Genomic DNA, 19276 nt, shown 5'->3' on the forward strand with positions numbered 1-19276 from the left:
TCCCGATAGCAAGGCAAAGCGTCGGCGCGCCCCGCTCCGGCGCGCCCGGATTCGCCTTGGGTCCTCAGACCACCAGGGCCCGATAGGCATGCCAGGTGGAATAACCCAGCAGCGGCAAGGTGAAGGCCAGACCGATAAAACCGGTGAGCAAACCGCAAACGGTGATGAAGGCGATGGTCGCCGCCCAGCCGACCATGACGGCGCGGTTGGTGTTGACCGCGTCAATGCTGGTCGCCATCGCCGCCAGGGCCGAGATGTCGCGATCCAGGATCATCGGCAGTGAAACCGCCGCTAGGGCGAAGACCAGCGTGGCGAGCGCCCCGCCGACCACCGTTCCCACGGCTAGGAAGATCATCGACTGGGGGGCCGTCAGCACGCCGAAGAAGAAATCCCCCAAAGGCGGCGGCGAAACGCCGTAAAACAGCGCGAACAGCACCAGGGCCAGCAAGATCCAAACCAGCATCGCCAGCATCAGCACCATGCCGACCGCCGACAGCGGCCCGGCCTTGGCCAAACAGGCCGCCGCCGTGGCGCGGAAGGGATAGGGCTCGCCGTTTTCGATGCGCCGGCTGATCTCATAGAACAACACCGCCGAAAGCGGGGCGACGAGAATGAAACCGCCACACAGCGGCAAGATCAGCGAGGCGAGGCCGACCCATTGCAGGCCGATCAGGATGCCAAAGGCGATCAGGCTGTAAAAGCCCCCAGCCAGCAGGCTGGGCCCGGGGGCGCGGCGGAAATCGGCCAGACCCCGCGCCAGCCATTGGCCCGATTCGTCAATGGAAACGACCCGGACGGCGGGACGGGTCACATCGGGCAGAAGATCCGTGGGGGAAGAAGCGTTGGAGAGAGTCATCGGCGGGTCTCCCTGGCAACGGACCGGGCCAAGCCGGTCCCATCCTGTTCCATCCCCGGAAGGACATCGCTTCCGGGTGATTATCAGAGCATTCTACTATGTTTTGATCGCCGATACCTAGCTCAAGGGAGCATGTCACGCGGATCAAGCCCGATCAGCGGACCGTGAAGGAAGAGGATCGCCCCATACAAAAGCAGGCCGCCGATCCAGGTTCGCAGGGCGGGCAAGCGGGTGGTGGGCGGCGCGGCACGGGCGGCGCGGCGCCACAGATCAAGCTGGACCGCGCCATAGCGCGCCTTGGCCTTGGCCGAAGCCACCGCCGGTCCGGCCAAGGCCAGGAGCAGCAGCGGACCGAAATACAGCGCCGCCGCCACATCGCCATTGGCCAGCAAATGCAGTCCCGCCCACAGGCCGAAGGCCACGAACAGCGGATGGGCGACCCGACCGCAGGTATGGGGACGCTGCGGATCGAAGGTCCGACCGCTGAAGCCCAGGGAAAAGGGATTGGCCTCGGTCAAGGCGGCGACCAGTAAAATCAGCGCTCCGGGCATCACCGCGACCAGAAGCACGGCGGCGAAGGGCTGGGGCGGCCACAGGGCGACGAACGGACTGCCCAAGGTGGCCACGGTCAACCAGACCAGCAAGGCCAGCGACACCACGCTATACCCGACAAGATAGCCGCCCGCCCCCAACCGACGCCGCAGCGCCCCGCGCGCCCCGGGCAAGGCGGCGATCGCATGGGTACCCAGAAAAACCGCCAGGGCCACCCCTTGTTGCCAAAACCCGTCCAAAACACCCCCCATCCCTTGTTATCCCTAAGGCCTTTTTCGACCTTAGCCGCCTTTTGGGTGCATTGCGCCCCGGCTCCGGCGGCCCCATACTCTACTCCCCCGCCCGTCTCCCGCGGGTTTTCCGCGCCAGCCCGGCGCGGGTCCGTGGGGCGCGAGGGGGAGCGCCCGTACCCGCCCGCGTGAGGAGGTCCGCCATGTCCGCCGATGCCGACGATCTGTGGCGATTCGCCGTCGCCGTCCACGCCCGTGCCGGGGTGGAAAACGCCTGCCTCGCCCTTCAGGATGAAGCCGGGGCCGATGTCCCCTTGTTGTTGTTCGCCGCCTGGGCGGCGGCTCGACGCGGCGTCGTCCTTCCGGCGGAAACCCTGGCCGATCTTGATAGCAGGCTAGTGCCCTGGCGGGAAACCGTCATCCGGCCGCTGCGCACGGTCCGCCGGACGATGAAAGGCGCGCCGCCGCCCCATCGCGATCTGGAGACCCCGGCGGCCGATCTGCGGGCGCGGTTGAAATCCGTGGAACTGGAAGCCGAACGTCTGGCCCTGGATGCCCTGGCCGCCCATGCCCGCCTCGACCCCCGCAACACCGCCAAGGCGAGCGACGCGCCGCCGCCGCGCGAAGCGATCTTGCAGGCCCTGCGCGCCGTGGTCGCCCTGCCGGCCGCCGGCGTGGCCGATTCCTGGCGCGAGCGTCATCTGGCCGTGCTGACCGATGCCGCCCTCGCCCATAGCCCGCTCTCGGTGGCCGACGCCCTGTCTTGACCAAACGGCGCCACCCAAAAGCGCCTAGGCCAAAAACCATCGCCGCCGGGCTCAGCCGGCGCGGCGGACGCGGCTCAGGTGAAGGTAATCATACAGATCGCTCAGGATGAACATGCGGGTATCGGGATCGCCCAGGCGGCTGACCGTGCCGCCATCGCCCCCGACATAGTCCCGGGCGGTGCGCGTGAAGGTGGAGGGCAGCGACAGGTTATAGGATGATCCCTTGGCCAGCAGGCGCATGACCTGTTCGAACAACAAGGTGAAGCGCTCGGCATCGCCGGGCTTGGCATCCTGATAGGCGGTCGCCACCCCATCGCCATAGAGCGAGAACAGTCTTACATAGTCTTCCTGACCGACGGCCCCCATCGACGGACTCCTTCCTGATTCCTAGTCGGACGACTTAAGTTCCATCGCCCTTTGAAAGCCCGATGCGGCCGATCGGTTCCCAAAGGCGCGCCCGTTTGAGATGGGGATGGAACGGCGGAAGGCAACGGGCATCCCCTATCGGCCGTAATGAAAACGCCGCTTTCACCCCTGATCTTTGGTCCAGGTCGCCAGGGCGTTCGGCCAAATCAGCGGAACGGACGACGGGCACGATCATTGATCGGCGGCCTGGTCCCGTCCCCGGCCCGCCCGTCAAGGAGCCCGCGATGCCCCATCCCCTTCCCCGGACGACACCCGCGCCCTCGGCCGCCCGGACGCTGGCCGGTCTGCGACGGCTGCCGGGAGCGCGGGGGCCGACCTTGGGCGCCGTCGCCGATCACCTGTCGGACCGGGCGATTCCCCTGCTGCTGCTGTTCCTCGGGCTCGCGGCCTTCGTGCCGACACCCGGCTTGCCGGTGGGCATGATCACCGGCAGCGCCTGCGCCGTGGTCGCCTTCGCCGCCCTGATCCGCCCCGGGGAAAGCCGGCCGGCCCTGCCCGGCTGGCTGTCGCGCAAACCCCTGCCCCGCCGCGTCCTTCATGGCGTGCTGCGCCGCGCCGTGCCGCTCTTGCGCTGGCTGGAACGGCGCCTGCGCCCGCGTCTTTCCGGGCTGGCGCTGGGGGCCGGCCTGGGGTTAGCCTATGGCATGGTGGTGGTTCACGCCGCCCTGGTGGCCCTGCCCATTCCCTTTGGCAATACCCTGCCGGCCTTGGCGATCATCTTGATCGCCCTGGGGATTTTGGCCCGCGACGGCCTGATGGTCCTGGTCGGCCATGGCGTCGGCCTCGCCTGGATCGCCATCTTGGCCGGAGTCGGCCGTTGGCTGGCCGGGGCGCTGGCCGGCGAGCCGGCGGCGACCTTTGGGCAATAGGCGAAAACGCCTCGGGCCTTGACAGCGGGCCCGCCATGGTAAGAGTCACGCCTTTCCAAACCAAACCGGGGAACACAACGGCGCAATGACCGTCAGTATCGACATGGGAACCACCCGGACGGGCGAAAAAGCCCTGATGAACCTTGAGGAATTGCTGGCGACCCGCCTGCTGGTCCAGGGCAATTCCGGGTCGGGGAAATCCCACCTGCTGCGCCGGCTGCTCGAGCAATCCGCCCCCTGGGTCCAGCAGGCGGTGATCGATCCGGAAGGCGATTTCGTCACCCTGGCCGATGTGTTCGGCCATGTGGTGGTCGATGCCTCGGCCCATACCGAAGCCGCCTTGCAGCAGATCGCCGGCAAGGTGCGCCAGCACCGGGTTTCCGTGGTGCTCAATCTGGAGAACCTGGAAACCGAGCTGCAGATGCGCCGGGCGGCGGCCTTTCTTGGCGGGCTGTTCGACATGGACCGCGACCATTGGTATCCGCTGCTTGTCGTCGTCGACGAGGCGCAGATGTTCGCCCCGGCCGCCGCCGGCGATGTGGCCGACGAGGCGCGCAAGGTCTCGCTTGGCGCCATGACCAACCTGATGTGCCGGGGGCGCAAGCGCGGACTGGCCGGGGTCATCGCCACCCAGCGGCTGGCCAAGCTGGCCAAGAACGTCGCCGCCGAGGCCTCGAATTTCCTGATGGGCCGCACCTTCCTTGACATCGACATGAGCCGGGCGGCCGATTTGCTGGGCATGGAACGCCGCCAAGCCGAAATGTTCCGCGACCTGGATCGCGGCCATTTCATCGCCCTCGGTCCGGCGCTGTCGCGTCGACCGCTATCCCTGACCATCGGCCCGGTGGAAACCGGCACGCGGGGCGGCGGCCCCAAGCTTCTGCCGCTGCCGGCCAATCCGCCCGCCGACGCCCGCGCCCTGATCCTCAAGATCGACGCCCATCCCGCCCGCCTGCCCGAACGCCGCCCCCTGACGCCGACCACCCGCGACATCCTCGACAGCGTCGATCGCGCCCTCCCCGCCGGAACGGCCGCCAATGATAGCGGCGCGCCGGTCGAGGACGGCGCCCCGCCCGTCGCCGCCGTGGTGGAAACCCCGCCGTCCCGCCTTGATGAATTGCTGCGCGAGGTGCTCTCCGATCCCGACGCCGCCTTCCGCAATGAAGCGGTGCTCTATCAGGATTTTCTGGTGCGCTGCCGCCTGCGCGGGGTGAACGGCCGCATGCTCGATCTTGGCGCCTTCCGCCGCCGTTTGGCGGTGGCGCGCGCTGGCGTCGATCCGGCGGCCTGTTCGGATGATCCCGACTGGCAGCGCGCCCAGACCGCCGCCGATGCCCTGCCCGAGGATCTGCGCGCGATCTATCTGCTGCTTGCCCGCGCCGCCCGCGATGGGGCGCCCTGCCCCAGCGATCTGGCCATCGCCCGCGCCCGGGGCTCGCGCTCGCCGCGTCGCGGGCGCGGTCTGCTTGATTACCTGGAAGGCCAGGGCGCCATCGGCATCCGCGAGGATGCCTATGGGCTGCGGGTGGTCTCGCTGACCGCGCTTGACTGGGAAACCGCGCCCGGCACCCCGGAAGACGCCGAAGCCGGCCAGGGCGATCTCTTCGGCTTGGGCTGAGGGTCGGGAAGACCTTCGGCGATCAAGGAGGAAACCCGGCCCCATCCGTGGTTTTTAGTCTTGAACCCGGCGGAAAAGCAGCCGACGATGGACGCTTGGTAAGGTCATGGCCCCAGAACGGTGGTTTTGCCTTGCCGGCTGACTGGAATCATCTCGATGGCCGCTGACGAGTCCTACCCGTCCGTCAAAGAGAGGGCCTTCTTCCAGGGTTTGCCCTTCGACTATGCCGTTGTCTTTGATAACGCCCTGATCGACCGCCTGTTCAGCCGGCTTCGCCAGGAACGCGCCCTGGTCGAGGATGGCCTGCTCGCCCGTCCCGATCACCGGCCCTGGCGCCTGGGCGCCCTGATCACCGAAGCCGATACCCTGGATCGGCGGTTGAGCGAACAGATCCGGTGCCTAAGCGGGCAAAGCCTGCCCGTCGCCTCGATCGCCCTGGTCACGGCGACGACCGAGGCGCGCGAGGCGGTATCGCTGTGGGCCAGCGTGACCTGCCCACCCAACGTCGTCGTCACCCCCGATCCCCGCGCCTGGATGGCCGAAGCAGATCTCGACCTTGTCGTCGTCTTCGCCCCGGGCGCCCTGGCCCACCCCGGGCTGTTCGCCGCCCTTGGCCGCGCCCTGCAGCGCGACGGGGCCGACTTCGCCGTGTGGAATCACCTTCTGGTGCGCCGGCGCGCCGAGGCGCCCGGCCAGGACATCACCTATCTGCGTTGCCCCGATCCAACACGACAGCCGGTCGCCCTGGCCCATATGGAAGCCGCCGGCCCGGCTTGGGCGGCGACGCCCAGGCTTTTTGAGACAATCAAGGGCGATCTTGGCAAGGCGTTGATCGGCATGGCCCGTCATCCGCTGTCGATCGCCCTCTTGCGCGGCAAGCCAAAGGTCGTGCGGCTGAACGAGTTCCTTGGCGCCTGTCGGGTCGACAGCCTGGGCACCCCGCCCTGGCCCCGCCAATCCGCCCTTGTCGAAGCCTATGGGGCCGCCCTGGAGGACGAGACCTTCCGTCTGGAGATCGACCCCGCCCATCCCACCCAACCGATCCGCCTAACACCGCGACGGCGCGCCCACAGCATCGATATCGTTATCAATTTCCGCGACAAGCCCGAATTGACCCTGGCGGCGATGGGCTCGATCTACGCCCAGACCACCACCGCCCGCGTCAGCTTGTTCCTGATCGACAACCAGTCGACCCCCGCCGCCCGCGCCGCGATCGACGCCGAGGCCGCCCGCGCCCCCGCCGGGATCGCCGTCCGGGTGCTGTCCTATGACCGGCCCTTCAATCACAGCGCCCAGACCAATCTGGGTGCGGCGGCTGGAAACGGAGAGGCGCTGGTCTTCATGAGCAATGACTGTGCCCTGGTCGATCCCGGCGCCCTGGACGAAATGGCGGCCTGGGCCCTGGCCCCCGGGGTGGGCACGGTCGGCGTCAGGCTGGAAACCGCCGAGGGTCGGCTGGCCTGTTCGGGGATCTGCGCGCTCTATCCCGATCACGATTTCCACCCGATCGTCGCCGAGGGCTTCGATCAGCTTGGCGCCGGACTGAACCGCGAGACCTTCGCCAATACCTTCGCCTGCGCCTGCCTTGCCCGCGCCGTGTTCAGGCAAGCCGGCCCGCTCGACGCCATCGGCTTTCCCATCGGCCTGAACGATGTGGACTATTGCCTGAGGCTACGCGAGCGGGGCCTGCGCCATCTCTATCTTGGCGCCTTTCTCGCCCGCCATCAGGCCCTGGGCAGCCGCCCGGCCAGCGACGATGGCGCCCAAAGCGCCTTCCTGCGCCAGACCTATGGGCATTTGCTGTTCGATAAGGAATACATGTTGGAATATGATTTTCTCCGTCAGTTCACGGCGGCGAAACTGCGCCAAGACATCCGTTCCCAACGAGACAAAACCACAACCGTCTGAACGAAAATTCATCCCGATATTTTCCGACGGCTTTGTTCTATTATTGACTATTCCTAACAAGATCCGGGCTGATCGCTTTTTTTTCAGGAAGAAGGGAGGGTGAGTTTACTGTGGCGGAAAAGCGTATCCTTGTCCTTGGCGCCCATGGCATGGCCGGCCACGTGTTGCTCGCCGGTCTGCGGGCCGCCGGTCATGACTGCTGGGGAACCGTCCGCGACGCCCTGCCCGCGCCCTCCCAGCCGTCCGCCGATCCCCAACTGGTTGGCGGCGTCGACGCCATGGCCCCCGGGTCCTTAGCGGACCTGCTCGATGCGCTTCGTCCCGCCGTCGTCGTCAACGCCATCGGCATCATCAAGCAACGCCCCGAAGCCCAGGACCCGGTTGTCGCCATCACCGTCAACGCCCTGTTCCCCCAGATCCTTGCCAATCTCTGCCGGGCCCGCACCCTGCGCCTGATCCACCTGTCCACCGATTGCGTGTTTTCGGGAACGGCCGGCGGCTATGACGAAGACAGCCCCGCCGCGCCGCCCGATCTGTATGGACGCTCAAAGCTGCTGGGCGAGGTCGACGGGCCGGGGTGCCTGACCCTGCGCACCTCGATCATCGGCCCCGGCCTGCGCCCCGGGCCTGGGCTGGTCGACTGGCTGCTCGCCCAGCGCGGCGGCCGGGTTACCGGTTATGCCAAGGCCCTGTTCAGCGGCCTGACCACCGTTGATCTCTGCGCCCTGATCGCCCGGCTGATATCCGACTTTCCGCGGCTTGATGGGCTTTACCACGCCGCCGCCGCCCCCATTTCCAAATACGACCTGCTTCACCTGCTCAACGACGCCCTGGCCCTTGATCTGACCATTCTACGCGACGAAAGCGTCGTCGTGGACCGCAGCCTATCGGCCGCCCGCCTGAGCGCCGCGACCGGGTGGAGCGCCCCCCCCTGGCCGATCATGGTTTCCCATCTGGCCGCGCACATCGCCGCGACGGCGCCCGCCAAAACCGCTGAAGGATCCCCCCCGCCGTGAAAACCAATCTGGAGCACTGGGTCACCCTTCAGGAAAAGGGATATTTCGAAAACCATCCCTTTTACCAGGAGCGGCAGGTCAACGACGACGCCGCCCGCGTCGAAAAGGCGACGCCGCTGACCAAAGACATGAAGATCGCCATCATCGGCTGCGGCTATGGCCGGGAAAGTGCGTCGTTCTGCCGGCGGGTGCGCAAGGTCTATGGCATCGACGTCTCATGGACCATCCTGGCCAAGGCCCTGGAAAGGATGCTGGCGGACAATCACGTCAACTTCACCCCGGTCCTCGCCTCGCAATGGAAAACCATCCTTCCCGATGGCGGCCTTGATCTTGTTTACAGCGTCGTCGTCTTCCAGCATCTGACCCGGGATCTGGTGGACGATTACATCGGCGGCCTGAAAGGCAAATTGCGCCCGGGCGGCCGCTTCTATGTGCAGTTCTGTGACAGCGATACCGGCGAGGCCGATGCCGATCTTCGCTTCTACGAACCCAATGTGCGCTGGACGGAAGACGATATCCGCATCCTTGCCCGGCGCCACGGCCTTGACCTGCTGTCGCTCGACAGCGAACGCGTTACCCCCACCGCCTCCTGGCATTGGGCGCTGATGGAAAAGGCGGACGATCGGTGACGACCGACCAACCGGGCTTTCGCCGGGCATGGCGCCGTCGTTTGCGCGAAGGTGACGCCGCCGATCCGCCTTTGGTGATCTTCGTCGTGACCTCGACGCGATCCGATCGCCTCGCCGGAGACTGGTTCACCGCCCTGGAACTTGGGCGAGCCCTGGAAAAGCGCTTCTGCTGGCGTTGGCGCTGCATCGCCCGTGACAGCGCCCCGACACAATTGGCCGAAGCCGACATCGTGGTGCATATGCTCCATGATGTCGATATTCGGACCTTCCGCCCGCCAAAGCCCGGCGCCCTTGTCGTTGGCTGGATGCGCAACTGGTTCAATTTATGGCCTTCCGTATCCTGGATCGATGACTTTGATCTTTTGCTGGCCTCCTCGGAGCGGGCCCGCGCCTTTGTCAGCGCCGCCACCGCCCTGCCCTGCGGCCTGCTGCGCATCGCCACCGATCCCGAGCGTTTCGCCCAAGGTCACCCCGACCCGGCCCTGGCCAGCGAGGTGCTGTTCACCGGCAGTTACTGGGGAACCCAACGCGGCCTTGCCCAAAGCGCCCGGCCCGCCGACTGGCCCGGCCGCTTCGCCATTTACGGAAAGAACTGGGAAGAGGTCGCCGGGATGGGCGCCCATGGGCGCGGCCCCTTGCCCTATGAGCGCCTGCCCGACGCCTACGCCTCGACCACTCTGGTTCTTGACGATGCGAATGCGGTGACCGCCCCCTGGGGCTCGGTCAACAGCCGGGTGTTCGATGCCCTGGCCGCCGGGCGTCTCGTGTTGAGCAACGGTGCCCTCGGCGCCCAAGAGATTTTTGGCGACGCCCTGCCCTGCTTTTCCGGGGCCGAGGAGCTAACCGCCCTGGTGCGTAGCTATCTGACCGACGAAGCGGCGCGGCAAGCCAAGGTCGCCACCTTGCGCGCCATGGTTCTGGCCGGGCATACCTATGCCCACCGCGCCGAGGAATTCCGGGCGCAGATCGCCGCCCTGGTCGGCGGCTTGCGGCTCTCGATCAAGACCGATCGGGAACCCGGCCATCCCGATCGGCCCGAAAGCGACGCCGCCCTGCAGAACGACGGTCAGATCCGCGCCCTGTCGCGCGCCCTGAAAACCCGGGGTCACATGGTCCGCGTCGATGCCCTGGCCCAGTGGACGCGGGCCGCCGGCCGGCTCGATGACGCCGCCCTGATCGTGCGCGGCGAAGCGCGTTTCCCCTATGATCTTGGCATCCCCCTTCTGATCTGGGCCTGCTCCCATCCGACACGGGTCAGTCCCGACGAGGCCGCGCCGGCCCTTGCGGTCTTTGAACCGGGTTGGGCCGACCAAGACCCCAGCTTGCCCGGCGCCCTGAGCGTTCCTCTCCTCGCCCCCGTTCCCCTGCCGCCGCTGCCCCGCCCGGCGACCCCACCCTCCGTCCCCAGCGTGGTTTATGTCGGCTCCGCGCCGCGCGATCCCGCCCTGCGGGCGGCCAGCATCGTCGCCCTGGCCCTGGAGGCCAAGCTGCCCTTTGGCGTCTATGGCCAGGGGTGGCACGATATCGTCCCGCCGACCCAGTTGTTCGACGGCGTGCTGAGCGATGACATGGTCCGGCTGCTGTTTGGCTATGCCCGGGTCGTCCTGATCGACCCGTTGGAAGATGCCGCTTTGCGCTGCCTGCCGCCGCCGCGTTTTCTCGATGCGATCCAGGCCGGGGCGGTCCCCGTCTGCCGGGCGGAAACGGCGCGCAACTGTCCGGGCGACTGGCTGCGGGCGATGGAGATCGCCGAGTCCGCCGATGAGCTCCATCGCCTTGTTCGGCGGCTGGCGACCAATCCCGGCTATCACGCCCAAAGGCTCGCCGTTCTGAGCGATCTGCTCGACCCGACCCCCGCCGACGCTTTCGCCGCCCGCATCGAAGACAGTGTTCGCCGCGCCTGGACCACCCTTGCCGATACCGAGCCCCCCGCGCCGCCTGTTTGCCCCCTGTGCGGCGGGATCGCCTTTGGCTCGGGGCCGGGCGGGCTGGCGCCCCTGCCGCCGCGCGACCAGCCGGTGCGTTGCCTGTCCTGCGGCGCCCTGGAGCGCCATCGCGGCCTGCGCCAGATGTGGACCATCCTGGCCGAAGCCGGGCTATGCGCCGGCCGCGCCTTGCAGTTCAGCCCCGAGGCCTCGGTGAAACCGCAGTGGTTCACCACCTTCGAGGTCTCGGTCTTCGGCGGCGACAACCACCTTGACCTGCAAGCGATCGACCGCCCCAACGGCGCCTATGAGTGGGTTCTTTGCAACCATGTCATCGAGCATGTCGCCGACGATGGCCTAGCCTTGGCCGAACTGCTGAGGATCCTTGCCCCCGGCGGGGTGATCGAACTCACCGTCCCCGATCCCTTCAGCCAAAGGCTGACCGAGGATTGGGGCTTCCCGCGCGAGGACCTGCACGGCCATTACCGCCTTTATGGCCGTGACCTGCTGGAGCGCTTGTTCCGGCGCACCGGGCCCTTGCCGGTTTTTCCGGCGACGGCGCGCGATCCGCTGACGGGGCGCGAGGATCTTGTGCTGTTTCTGGCCCGCGAGCCCCAGGCCCTCGCCCCGCTGGCCGCCCTCCTCCCCCGCTCCGAATTGGCGTTGACGGGGTTGTAAGCGCCCTATGGCTGGGGGAGATCGCCCCGCAGAAAGCCGGTGATCGCCTCGGCCAGATCGGCCGGGATGGTCGGCGAGATCAGCATCCGGGTCAGAATGCGAAAGGGATCGATCGGCGCGGCGGCCTTGTCCTCGCGGAAAACGCTTTCGATCATCGCCAGATGGCCCATGGCCTGGGGATCGTGGATATGGCCCACCGACCACGGGCCCAGCCGCGCCGACACATCGGCGAAGGTCGCGCCCAAGACCTTGGCCTCAGCCGCCAATCCCATGGCGCGCGCCACATACCACCCCTGAAGGCCATAGCGGGCGAGAAAGCCGTGGGGCGAAGACGCCAGCATGACCAGCGCCGCCACCGCCTCGAGCCGCGCTTCCCTATCATCCGGCGCTCCGGCCGAGAAATCGCGCAGGGCGCCCAGGATGGCGGCGATGGCCTCGGCCCGGGTGCGCTGGTAATGGCGCGCCGTGGTCTGGGCGGCGCCAACCCGGGTCACCGCCGTCACCAAGGGCAGATAGACCGGATCGGTCCGCTCCATCAGCCGAACCCACATCGCATAATCCTGGGTGAAGCGGTTGCGGGGATCAAAGCCCGCCGTCTGGGCGAAGAGATCGCGATGGACGACGATCGAGATCCCCTGGATCAGGTTGACCGAGGTCATCGCCAGCCGACGCAGTCCCGCCGATCCCGTCATCAGCGGCCCCAGGGGCGCCACCACCTGCTCTTCCCCGGCGTCATTGCGCCGGATCACCGCCGTATGGTGAAAGGCGGGCGCCAAACCGTCGCGACGCAGCAGGGCGGCATGGGCGGCCAGTTTGTCGGGCGCGAACAGATCATCGCTGGACAGCCAGGCGATCCACTCCTCCCGGGCCATGGCCAAGCACGCGTTCAGCGCCGCCCCGGTGCCGCCATTGGCTTGGCTGCTCCAGCGCAGGCGCGGATCGGCCGCCGCCCGCTCAGTCAGGAGCGTCGCCACCCCATCGGTCGAGCCATCATCGACCACCACCGCCTCCCACAGCGGCCAACTTTGGGCGGCGATCGAGTCCAGACAGGCCCCGATGAGATCCCGGTGATTATAGACCGGGACCATGACGGAAAACCTTGGCGCGAAAAGGCGCGGCCGTCCCGGGCCATCAAGAAAAGCCAGGGCCACCGCCGGCGAGTCCGCATCGATCGCCTCGCCCAGCAGATAAACGAAGGCCGGCCCCAGGACCTCGGGCGTCCACCGCGCGGCGGCTTCGCCACCCAGGGTGACCACCACCATCCGGGACGCCTTCGCCAAAGCGCCCTCGATCAGGGCGCGCCCCGCCTCATCGCCAAGCCCGTCAAGAACGCGATCAAGCACGACCGTCCCGTCGTCCCACGCCCCTTTGCCCGGAAAATCCCCCCCGGCCAGATGGCGGGCGAAGCTCTTGCGCTCCGCCGGCCCCAGATGACGCAGCGCGATGACGGTCATGCTTCCTTCTCCGGCAAGCGATCGACAACCATCAAGGTCTTCATCGCCCCGGAGGCCGGCTGGCGATAGACATCCACCCCGGCCAGGGTCAGGCCAAGAGCGGCGAACCGCTCCTGATAGGCGGCCAGGGAACGCCAGCGCACATGGCGGACCGGCCCCGGCGCGGCGGCGGCCCCTTGCCCCTCGGCCTCGGGGAAATGCTCCAGAATCAGCAAAACGCCGCCGGGGACGACATGGGCGGCCAACCGGTCAAGCGTCTGCCGCCAGACCGCGTCATCAAGCACATGGAACAAGACATCAAGGCAGAGCACCACCCGGGCCGGCGGCTCGGACAGATCGGCCAAAGATCCGCACTGAAACGATCCGCCCGGCACTCGCTTGGCCGCCTCATCGACCGCCGTCGGCGAGAAATCCACCCCGCGCACGGAAAAACCCAGGCCGGCGAACCTTTGGGCCACATGGCCCGAGCCGCAGCCGCAATCAAGCAGATCAACGCCTTGCGGAGTGGCAAAGCGCGCCTGAAGCGGCGCGATCAGATGGCGCAAGTTCTCCTCGTAATCGGCGCGGTTCTCCGCCTCGTCAAGGTCCTGGTGGGCCACGGCGCGCAATTGGCCGCGCAGATCGCCATGGCGGCGATCCCAATAGGCCGCCGGATCGAAGACAGCGTTTTTGCGGGCACCGGGCGGACCGCTCAACAGCGCCCGCGTCGCCTCGATCTGGCGGGGCAAATCGAAGGTCTCGGCGAAAGCCCGATAGTCCGCGAAGTCCTCGCGCCGCAGCAGGGCCACCGCCTCGTCAACGGAATTGAATAAGATCTCGCGCGGCCATAACCGCCCGGCACCGGGGTAGTTATGGACCACCGGCCGGCACCCCGAAGCCATGGCCTCCAGAATATTCAACCCGAAGCTTTCATAAAGCGTGGTCGACAGCAGCGCCCCCATCGCCCTGTACCACGCCGGCATCGTGGACACGGGACCGTGGAAACTCACATGCGCCCCCAGGCCGCGCTCGGCGATCTGATGGGCCAGATAGCGCGCCGTCCGCCGACAGGGCATGGCTCCGGCCATATGCAGGTGATAGCGCGGGTCCTCTTCGACCAAGGCGCCGATGATCTGCAGGGCCAGCATCGGGTTTTTCTTCATCGCCACATCGCCAACCCAGCCGATGGCATGGGGATCGGCGGCCCGCCCCGGACGAAACAGCGTGCAATCGACGCCATTGGCGATGACCGTGATCTCGACCCGCTTGGCCAGCCCGGGGATCGCCTCCTCCACCTCGCCGCGGATATCCTCGCCCACCAGGATCAGGTGATCGACGACCTCCCAGGGGATCGACTGGGGGAATGTGCTGTCGTAAATCTCGGTGGAATGCAGGCGGATGACCACGCGCTTACCGCCAAGATCAAGCGACCGCGTCGCCCAGGCCGCATGATGGGCGCACCATTCGAACCACACCACATCGGCGTCGGCGATCGCCTCGGCCAGCCCCTCCGTACCCTGGGGATGCAGGAAACGCACCGCGAAATCGCGATCGAGCGGCGCGATCAGGTCGCGCATGAACGAGCGTTCCACGGGCTTCAAGGTGTCGATAATCAAAAGCCGCGGCAAGGATCCGTTCATTGCCCCCCCTCCCCAAGCGATGACTCGGCCAGCAGACGATCCATCCGCTCCCAGAAAACACAGCGCGCCACATCCATGCCATAGGACGGCGCCACCCGCCGCGCCGCGTCGATCAGGCTTTGGCGCCAGACCTCATCGCGATCAAGCCGCGTCAAGGTCTCCACCAAACGGTCGACATCGGCTATGCCGACCACCGCCCCGCAGCCTTCCTCGGCGAACAGCCGGGCGGCGTAGCTATCGGCCGGGGCATGGACCAGGATCGGGCGGCCGGACATCAGATAATCGCCCAGCTTCCCCGGCGCCGCCGTCCGCACCACCTCGGGCACGCCGCTGGTGAAGGCCAAAGGCAGCACTAGGGCCTCGGCGGCGCGCTGGATCGGCACCACGGCCTGGGCCGTCACCGCCGCGTGGGGGAAGACATGGGGCCCGGTCAATCCCAGGCCCCGCAGCGTCGCCGTGTCTTGAGGGGTATAAAGATGCAATTGCCAGCGCCCGGCCAGACGGTCGAGGGCGGCGACCACCCGCCCCAGGGCATCGGCCTGGGCGTGATAGATCGATCCGGTGAACACCAGCGACAAGGCGGCCGGTGGCGCCGGCCAAGGCGGAGGGGGCTCTCGGTTGAGCGGGGTGAGCGATCCATTGAGCACGACGATCGGCCGCCGGCCATAGCGCGCGGCGATGCCATCGGCGAGCAAGGGATTGGGCGCGATAATCTCGGCCGCCTCCCGGGTCCAGACCCTGGCCCAGCGCTCGGCGCCGGCCCGCACCACCGCCATGCTGTCGGGCCACTGGAAGACCGGATCATCAAACAGATAGACCACCAAGGGAATGCCCAAGGCGCGGGCGACCAAGGTGGCGGCGGGCAGGTCAAGGGGATCGGCGGTGCAGGCCAGCAGCGCGCACGGGCGATCGGCGCCAACCAGGGCGAGGATCTCGGCGGCCCGCGCCGCGACGAAGCCCTCATAGCCGGCCGCCGCCGCCTCCCCCGCGCCCAGAGCCTCGACCCATCCGGCGGGGGGGCGGGTTGTCTGAAAGGTCCAGACCGCCCCGTCGGCCTGCGTTGGTTGGGCCGGCAGACCCGCCGTGACGAAGCGCAGGGCCAGGGCGGGCCGTCCGTCAAGCAGCCGCCCGAGAACCGCCGCCTGCCCCATCGGATCGGGGGGAACGGCCGGTGACAACACCACCAACGGCCGGTCGGCGGCGACCGGGGGCGGACGGCGATCGAGATCGCGAAAGACGGCGCTATCTAGCTTATGGACATGTTCGGCTCGCGAGCCGGTGATCGACCAGAAAACGGCCGTACCGGCGGGGTGACGGGAGCCTTCGGCGGCGTTCCCGCCATCCTCGGGGCCCCAGGGCGCCGCGTCCATCACCTCGGGCGCCAGGAAACCGATCTCCAGACCGCCATTCAGCGTCACCGCCGCCAGGGCCGCCTGATCAAGGTGCCAGAGCAGCAAACCGCGGGCGATCTGCGCCTCGATATAGGCGCGAAGGAGGGTGGCGAAGCGCTGGCCGGCGCCCTCAAAGGGCACCACCACGACCGAGGCGGTCAGCCACGCCCACAGGTTCATCCGCAGCTTGGGAAAGGCGATCAGCGCCGCCGCCTTGCCTTCAACCGCCCGCCATAGGTCATCAAGGGGGGCGACCGCCAGCAGATCAGCATCGGTTATGAGGATCGGCCGCTGGTAGGCCTGCTGAAGAGCCGGCAGCACCAGAAAGCGCAGGCAGGTGTAATAAACCAAGGTGGGCTCGCCCGCCGCCAGCCCGCCGGGCAAGGGCGAGGTGGTGAAGCGCAGCAATGGATCGGCCTTGGCCAGGGCGAGGGCCAAGCGCTGGGCCGCCGGCGTCGGGGCGCAAAGATGCACATGGAGCAACGTGTTCCCCGCGTCCTGGCGGCGCAAAGCCGTCCAGGCCGCCGGGCCATAGCGTTCGAAATAGGCGCTGTCACAGGCGATCAGCAAAACCCCCGCCGCTCCCCCCTGCGAAGGCGGCGGCGGCAGGGCTGGCAACAGCCAGCGCAGATCCAACCGCCCCGGCGGGCGGGCCACGGCCGCCTGAAAAGCCGCCCCGAAGCGCAACATGGCCGAGCCGCTGGTATAGCCGCTTGCCAAGGCCACCGGACCATAGCTTTGGGCGGCGCGATCGGCCTCCTCGGGCTGGCCGGCCCTATGAAGAAGGGCCGCCTCGGCCGTGGGCAGCTGGCTGCGCACGTCGGACGGCCACTCCTCGATCGGCAGGGCCAAAAGGGCGCGCAAGGCGCGCAAAGCCGGCAAGATCGCCCCGCTGTTCGCCTCGGCCACCATCTGGCGAAAAATCAGCCGCGCCGTGATCGGCGGCCCGACCTCGCCGCCGTCGAGCGCCCGGCCATAGAACAAGGCGGCCTTGCGCCAGGATCCCGCCTCCCAGGCCTCATCGCCCAGGGCGGTGAACGGAGAGTCTTCGGCGTCCATGGCGCTCATCGCCCCACCGGCAGGCTGGCGCCGATCAGCAGCCGGACCACGGTGTCGGCCACGTTCATGCGGGTATAGTCCAACGGAACCGGCCAATTGGGTGGTGTCGCGGTCACCAGGCGAAAGGCCCGCTCCATCGCTTCGGGATCAACGCCGCATAGGATATTGCTGCCGGTCTCCAGGGTCTCGGGCCGTTCGGTGACATCGCGCAGCGTCACCGTCGGCACACCAAGGATCGCCCCCTCCTCCTGCACCGTGCCGCTATCGCTCAGCACGCAGCGGGCGGATTTTTCCAGGGCGACGAAATCGCAGAAGCCAAAGGGCTCCATCAACATCAGATCGCCGCGCCCCTGGTCGGCCAAACCGCTCGCCTCGAGATGGGCGCGGGTGCGCGGATGGACACTGACCACGGCGGGCAGGCCGCTTACCGCCATCACCCGCCGCACCCCGGCCATCAGGGCCATTAGGCGCTGGGGAACATCGACGTTTTCCTGACGGTGGAAGGTGAACAGCAGATACGCGCCGGGCCGCAGCCCCAGGGCACCCAGCGCGGTCGCGGCGTCGATGCGCTCGGCCATCGCCGCCAGCACCTCGCCGATGGGATTGCCGGTGACCACGATGCGCTGGCCGGGGATGCCCTCGGCCAGCAGATTGCGCCGACCATGCTCGGTATAGGGCATCAAAAGATCGGAGCAATGATCGATGACCCGGCGGTTGACCTCTTCGGGCACCCGGTCGTCATGGCAGCGGTTTCCCGCCTCCATATGAAAAACCGGGATGCCCAGGCGCTTGGCGACATAGGCCGACAGACCGCTGTTGGTATCGCCAAGGATCAGCACCCGGTCGGGGCGTTCCAGACCGATCACCCGTTCCGCCCCGGCAAGGATGGCCCCCACCCGCTCGCCCAGGGTGCCCTGGCTGGCGCCCAGGTCGTGATCTTCGGAGCGCAGGGAAAACTCGCCCAGGAAATTTCGCCACAGGCTGGGATGGGCGTTCTGCCCGGTATAGACGAAAACATGGTCGCACACCGCATCAAGCCTGGGCAGGATCAGCGACAAGCGGATCAGTTCCGGGCGCGTGCCCAGAATGGTCATGACTTTCATCGCAGCAGATCTTTCTCGTCATCCAGGTCCAGATCGCCCACCATCAAGCGATTGCGGCGAAACAGCTCTTCCACCCCCGCCCGGTCGAGCACCCCTTGGGCGGAGGTGTATTCCTCGTCAAGGGCCGGCGGGCCCATGTTCCCGGCGGCCAGTTCGGGCAGGATGGGCCGGATCACATAGCGCCCGTCGCGCTCAATCGTCCGCCGCGCCTCCTCCTCGCTCACCATGATCTCGTGGGATTTCTCGCCCGGCCGCAGGCCGATGATCTTGATGGGAATCGCGCGCTCGCCAATCAGCGCCAGGGCGATATCCTCAACCCGCGCCGAAGCGACGCGGGGCACATAGGTCTCGCCAGGCAAGGCCGTGCGACAGGCCGAAAAGATCAGATCGACCGCATCGTTCAGGCTGAGCAAAAAGCGGGTCATATCCGGATCGGTCAGGGTCACCGGCCCGCCGGCGGCGATTTGCTGATGAAACAACGGCACCACCGACCCCCGCGAGGCCAGGACATTGCCATAGCGCACGGCGATGAAGCGCGTTTGGCCGCAGCCAAGATTGGCCGACAGGAACAGCCGTTCCTGCAGGGCCTTGGTCATGCCCATGACATTGATCGGCTTGGCCGCCTTGTCGGTGGAGATGCCGACCACGGTTTTCACCGGCAGCCGCCGATCGCGGATGGTGGTGATGATATTCCACGGCCCCTCCACATTGGTGCGGATGGCCTCATAGGGGAAATATTCGCAGGTCGGCACCTGTTTCAGGGCGGCGGCGTTGAACACGACATCCGCATCCGACAGGGCCAGCGACACGGCGTCGCGGTCGCGGACATCGCCGATTTGAAAGGCGAGCGTTCGCCGGAAATTCTCGTAGATGATCTCGTCGGTCGGATGACGACCCGCCGAGACCAGATAAGACGTGCGCAGGGCGTTCTGCTTAGCCTCGTCGCGCGACATGATGGTCACCCGCTCGGGCGTTCCCATCTCGCCCGATAGCAGACGGCGCACCAGAACCCGCCCCAAAGACCCCGTCCCCCCGGTGATTAACACCCGTTGTCCCGTCAACATCGGCTTAATCCACTCCCCCGGTAAGATCCACCACAGGCCTGAAAACCTTGTCGCCGCTTCGCTCTTTGCTATAGATAAGCGAAGGAAGAACAGCTTTTTAGGGTGGCGCCTC

Annotated in this window: 15 protein-coding genes; 7 read left to right on the plus strand and 8 right to left on the minus strand. The window is 67.4% G+C overall.

Annotated elements, in window-relative coordinates; translation table 11 throughout:
* Positions 1 to 64: 64 nt before the first annotated feature.
* Both RRU_RS14090 and RRU_RS14095 read right to left on the minus strand, forming a co-directional pair.
* Entirely contained in the window at positions 65 to 856 is a 792-nt protein-coding gene (locus RRU_RS14090) for a DUF2189 domain-containing protein (RefSeq protein ID WP_011390537.1), read from the minus strand.
* Between the two features lie 122 nt (positions 857 to 978).
* Positions 979 to 1659 (minus strand): NnrU family protein, encoded by a 681-nt coding sequence (locus RRU_RS14095; RefSeq protein WP_011390538.1) that lies wholly within the window; start codon positions 1657 to 1659, stop codon positions 979 to 981.
* Between the two features lie 182 nt (positions 1660 to 1841).
* On the opposite strand from RRU_RS14095, the gene RRU_RS14100 reads away from it, so the two are divergent.
* Positions 1842 to 2405: a TIGR02444 family protein gene (locus RRU_RS14100; RefSeq protein WP_011390539.1), complete on the plus strand. Its 564-nt coding sequence runs from the start codon at positions 1842 to 1844 to the stop codon at positions 2403 to 2405.
* Positions 2406 to 2456: 51 nt separating this feature from the next.
* On the opposite strand, the gene RRU_RS14105 is transcribed toward RRU_RS14100, so the two are convergent.
* A complete protein-coding gene (locus tag RRU_RS14105) occupies positions 2457 to 2771 on the minus strand; it encodes a hypothetical protein (protein WP_011390540.1) in 315 nt (104 codons plus the stop codon).
* 284 nt (positions 2772 to 3055) lie between these two features.
* Here RRU_RS14105 and RRU_RS14110 point away from each other — a divergent pair, with 284 nt between their 5' ends.
* From RRU_RS14110 to RRU_RS14135, 6 genes are all read left to right on the plus strand, one after another.
* Positions 3056 to 3700, plus strand: a complete 645-nt coding sequence (locus RRU_RS14110; protein WP_011390541.1) for an exopolysaccharide biosynthesis protein — start codon at positions 3056 to 3058, stop codon at positions 3698 to 3700.
* Between the two features lie 85 nt (positions 3701 to 3785).
* Positions 3786 to 5318 carry an ATP-binding protein gene (locus RRU_RS14115; RefSeq protein ID WP_011390542.1) on the plus strand — a complete coding sequence of 511 codons (1533 nt, stop codon included), beginning with the start codon at positions 3786 to 3788 and terminating at the stop codon, positions 5316 to 5318.
* A gap of 156 nt (positions 5319 to 5474) precedes the next feature.
* Positions 5475 to 7226, plus strand: a complete 1752-nt coding sequence (locus tag RRU_RS14120; RefSeq protein ID WP_011390543.1) for a glycosyltransferase family 2 protein — start codon at positions 5475 to 5477, stop codon at positions 7224 to 7226.
* A gap of 110 nt (positions 7227 to 7336) precedes the next feature.
* Positions 7337 to 8242, plus strand: a complete 906-nt coding sequence (locus RRU_RS14125) for a dTDP-4-dehydrorhamnose reductase family protein (protein ID WP_011390544.1) — start codon at positions 7337 to 7339, stop codon at positions 8240 to 8242.
* A complete protein-coding gene (locus RRU_RS14130) occupies positions 8239 to 8871 on the plus strand; it encodes a class I SAM-dependent methyltransferase (protein WP_011390545.1) in 633 nt (210 codons plus the stop codon). The genes RRU_RS14125 and RRU_RS14130 overlap by 4 nt, the downstream gene beginning before the upstream one ends.
* Complete coding sequence (locus RRU_RS14135) at positions 8868 to 11474, plus strand: glycosyltransferase family protein (RefSeq protein ID WP_011390546.1); 2607 nt, start codon at positions 8868 to 8870, stop codon at positions 11472 to 11474. Before RRU_RS14130 ends, RRU_RS14135 begins: the two co-directional genes overlap by 4 nt.
* A 5-nt stretch (positions 11475 to 11479) precedes the next feature.
* Here the strand turns inward: RRU_RS14135 and RRU_RS14140 are convergent, their stop codons facing one another.
* Genes RRU_RS14140 through RRU_RS14160 form a run of 5 tightly spaced genes read right to left on the minus strand, consistent with a single transcriptional unit; the run spans position 11480 to position 19164 of the window.
* Positions 11480 to 12928: a glycosyltransferase family 2 protein gene (locus RRU_RS14140; RefSeq protein ID WP_011390547.1), complete on the minus strand. Its 1449-nt coding sequence runs from the start codon at positions 12926 to 12928 to the stop codon at positions 11480 to 11482.
* Positions 12925 to 14547, minus strand: coding sequence for a glycosyltransferase (locus RRU_RS14145; protein WP_011390548.1), 1623 nt, complete (start codon positions 14545 to 14547; stop codon positions 12925 to 12927). Before RRU_RS14145 ends, RRU_RS14140 begins: the two co-directional genes overlap by 4 nt.
* Entirely contained in the window at positions 14544 to 17006 is a 2463-nt protein-coding gene (locus tag RRU_RS14150) for a glycosyltransferase family 4 protein (RefSeq protein ID WP_011390549.1), read from the minus strand. The genes RRU_RS14145 and RRU_RS14150 overlap by 4 nt, the downstream gene beginning before the upstream one ends.
* On the minus strand, positions 17003 to 18100 hold the full coding sequence (gene wecB, locus RRU_RS14155) for a non-hydrolyzing UDP-N-acetylglucosamine 2-epimerase (RefSeq protein WP_011390550.1): 1098 nt from the start codon (positions 18098 to 18100) through the stop codon (positions 17003 to 17005). Before wecB ends, RRU_RS14150 begins: the two co-directional genes overlap by 4 nt.
* Positions 18097 to 19164: a polysaccharide biosynthesis protein gene (locus RRU_RS14160; RefSeq protein WP_011390551.1), complete on the minus strand. Its 1068-nt coding sequence runs from the start codon at positions 19162 to 19164 to the stop codon at positions 18097 to 18099. Before RRU_RS14160 ends, wecB begins: the two co-directional genes overlap by 4 nt.
* Between the last annotated feature and the right edge of the window lie 112 nt (positions 19165 to 19276).

Source organism: Rhodospirillum rubrum ATCC 11170, assembly GCF_000013085.1.
GTDB classification, from domain to species: Bacteria; Pseudomonadota; Alphaproteobacteria; order Rhodospirillales; family Rhodospirillaceae; genus Rhodospirillum; species Rhodospirillum rubrum.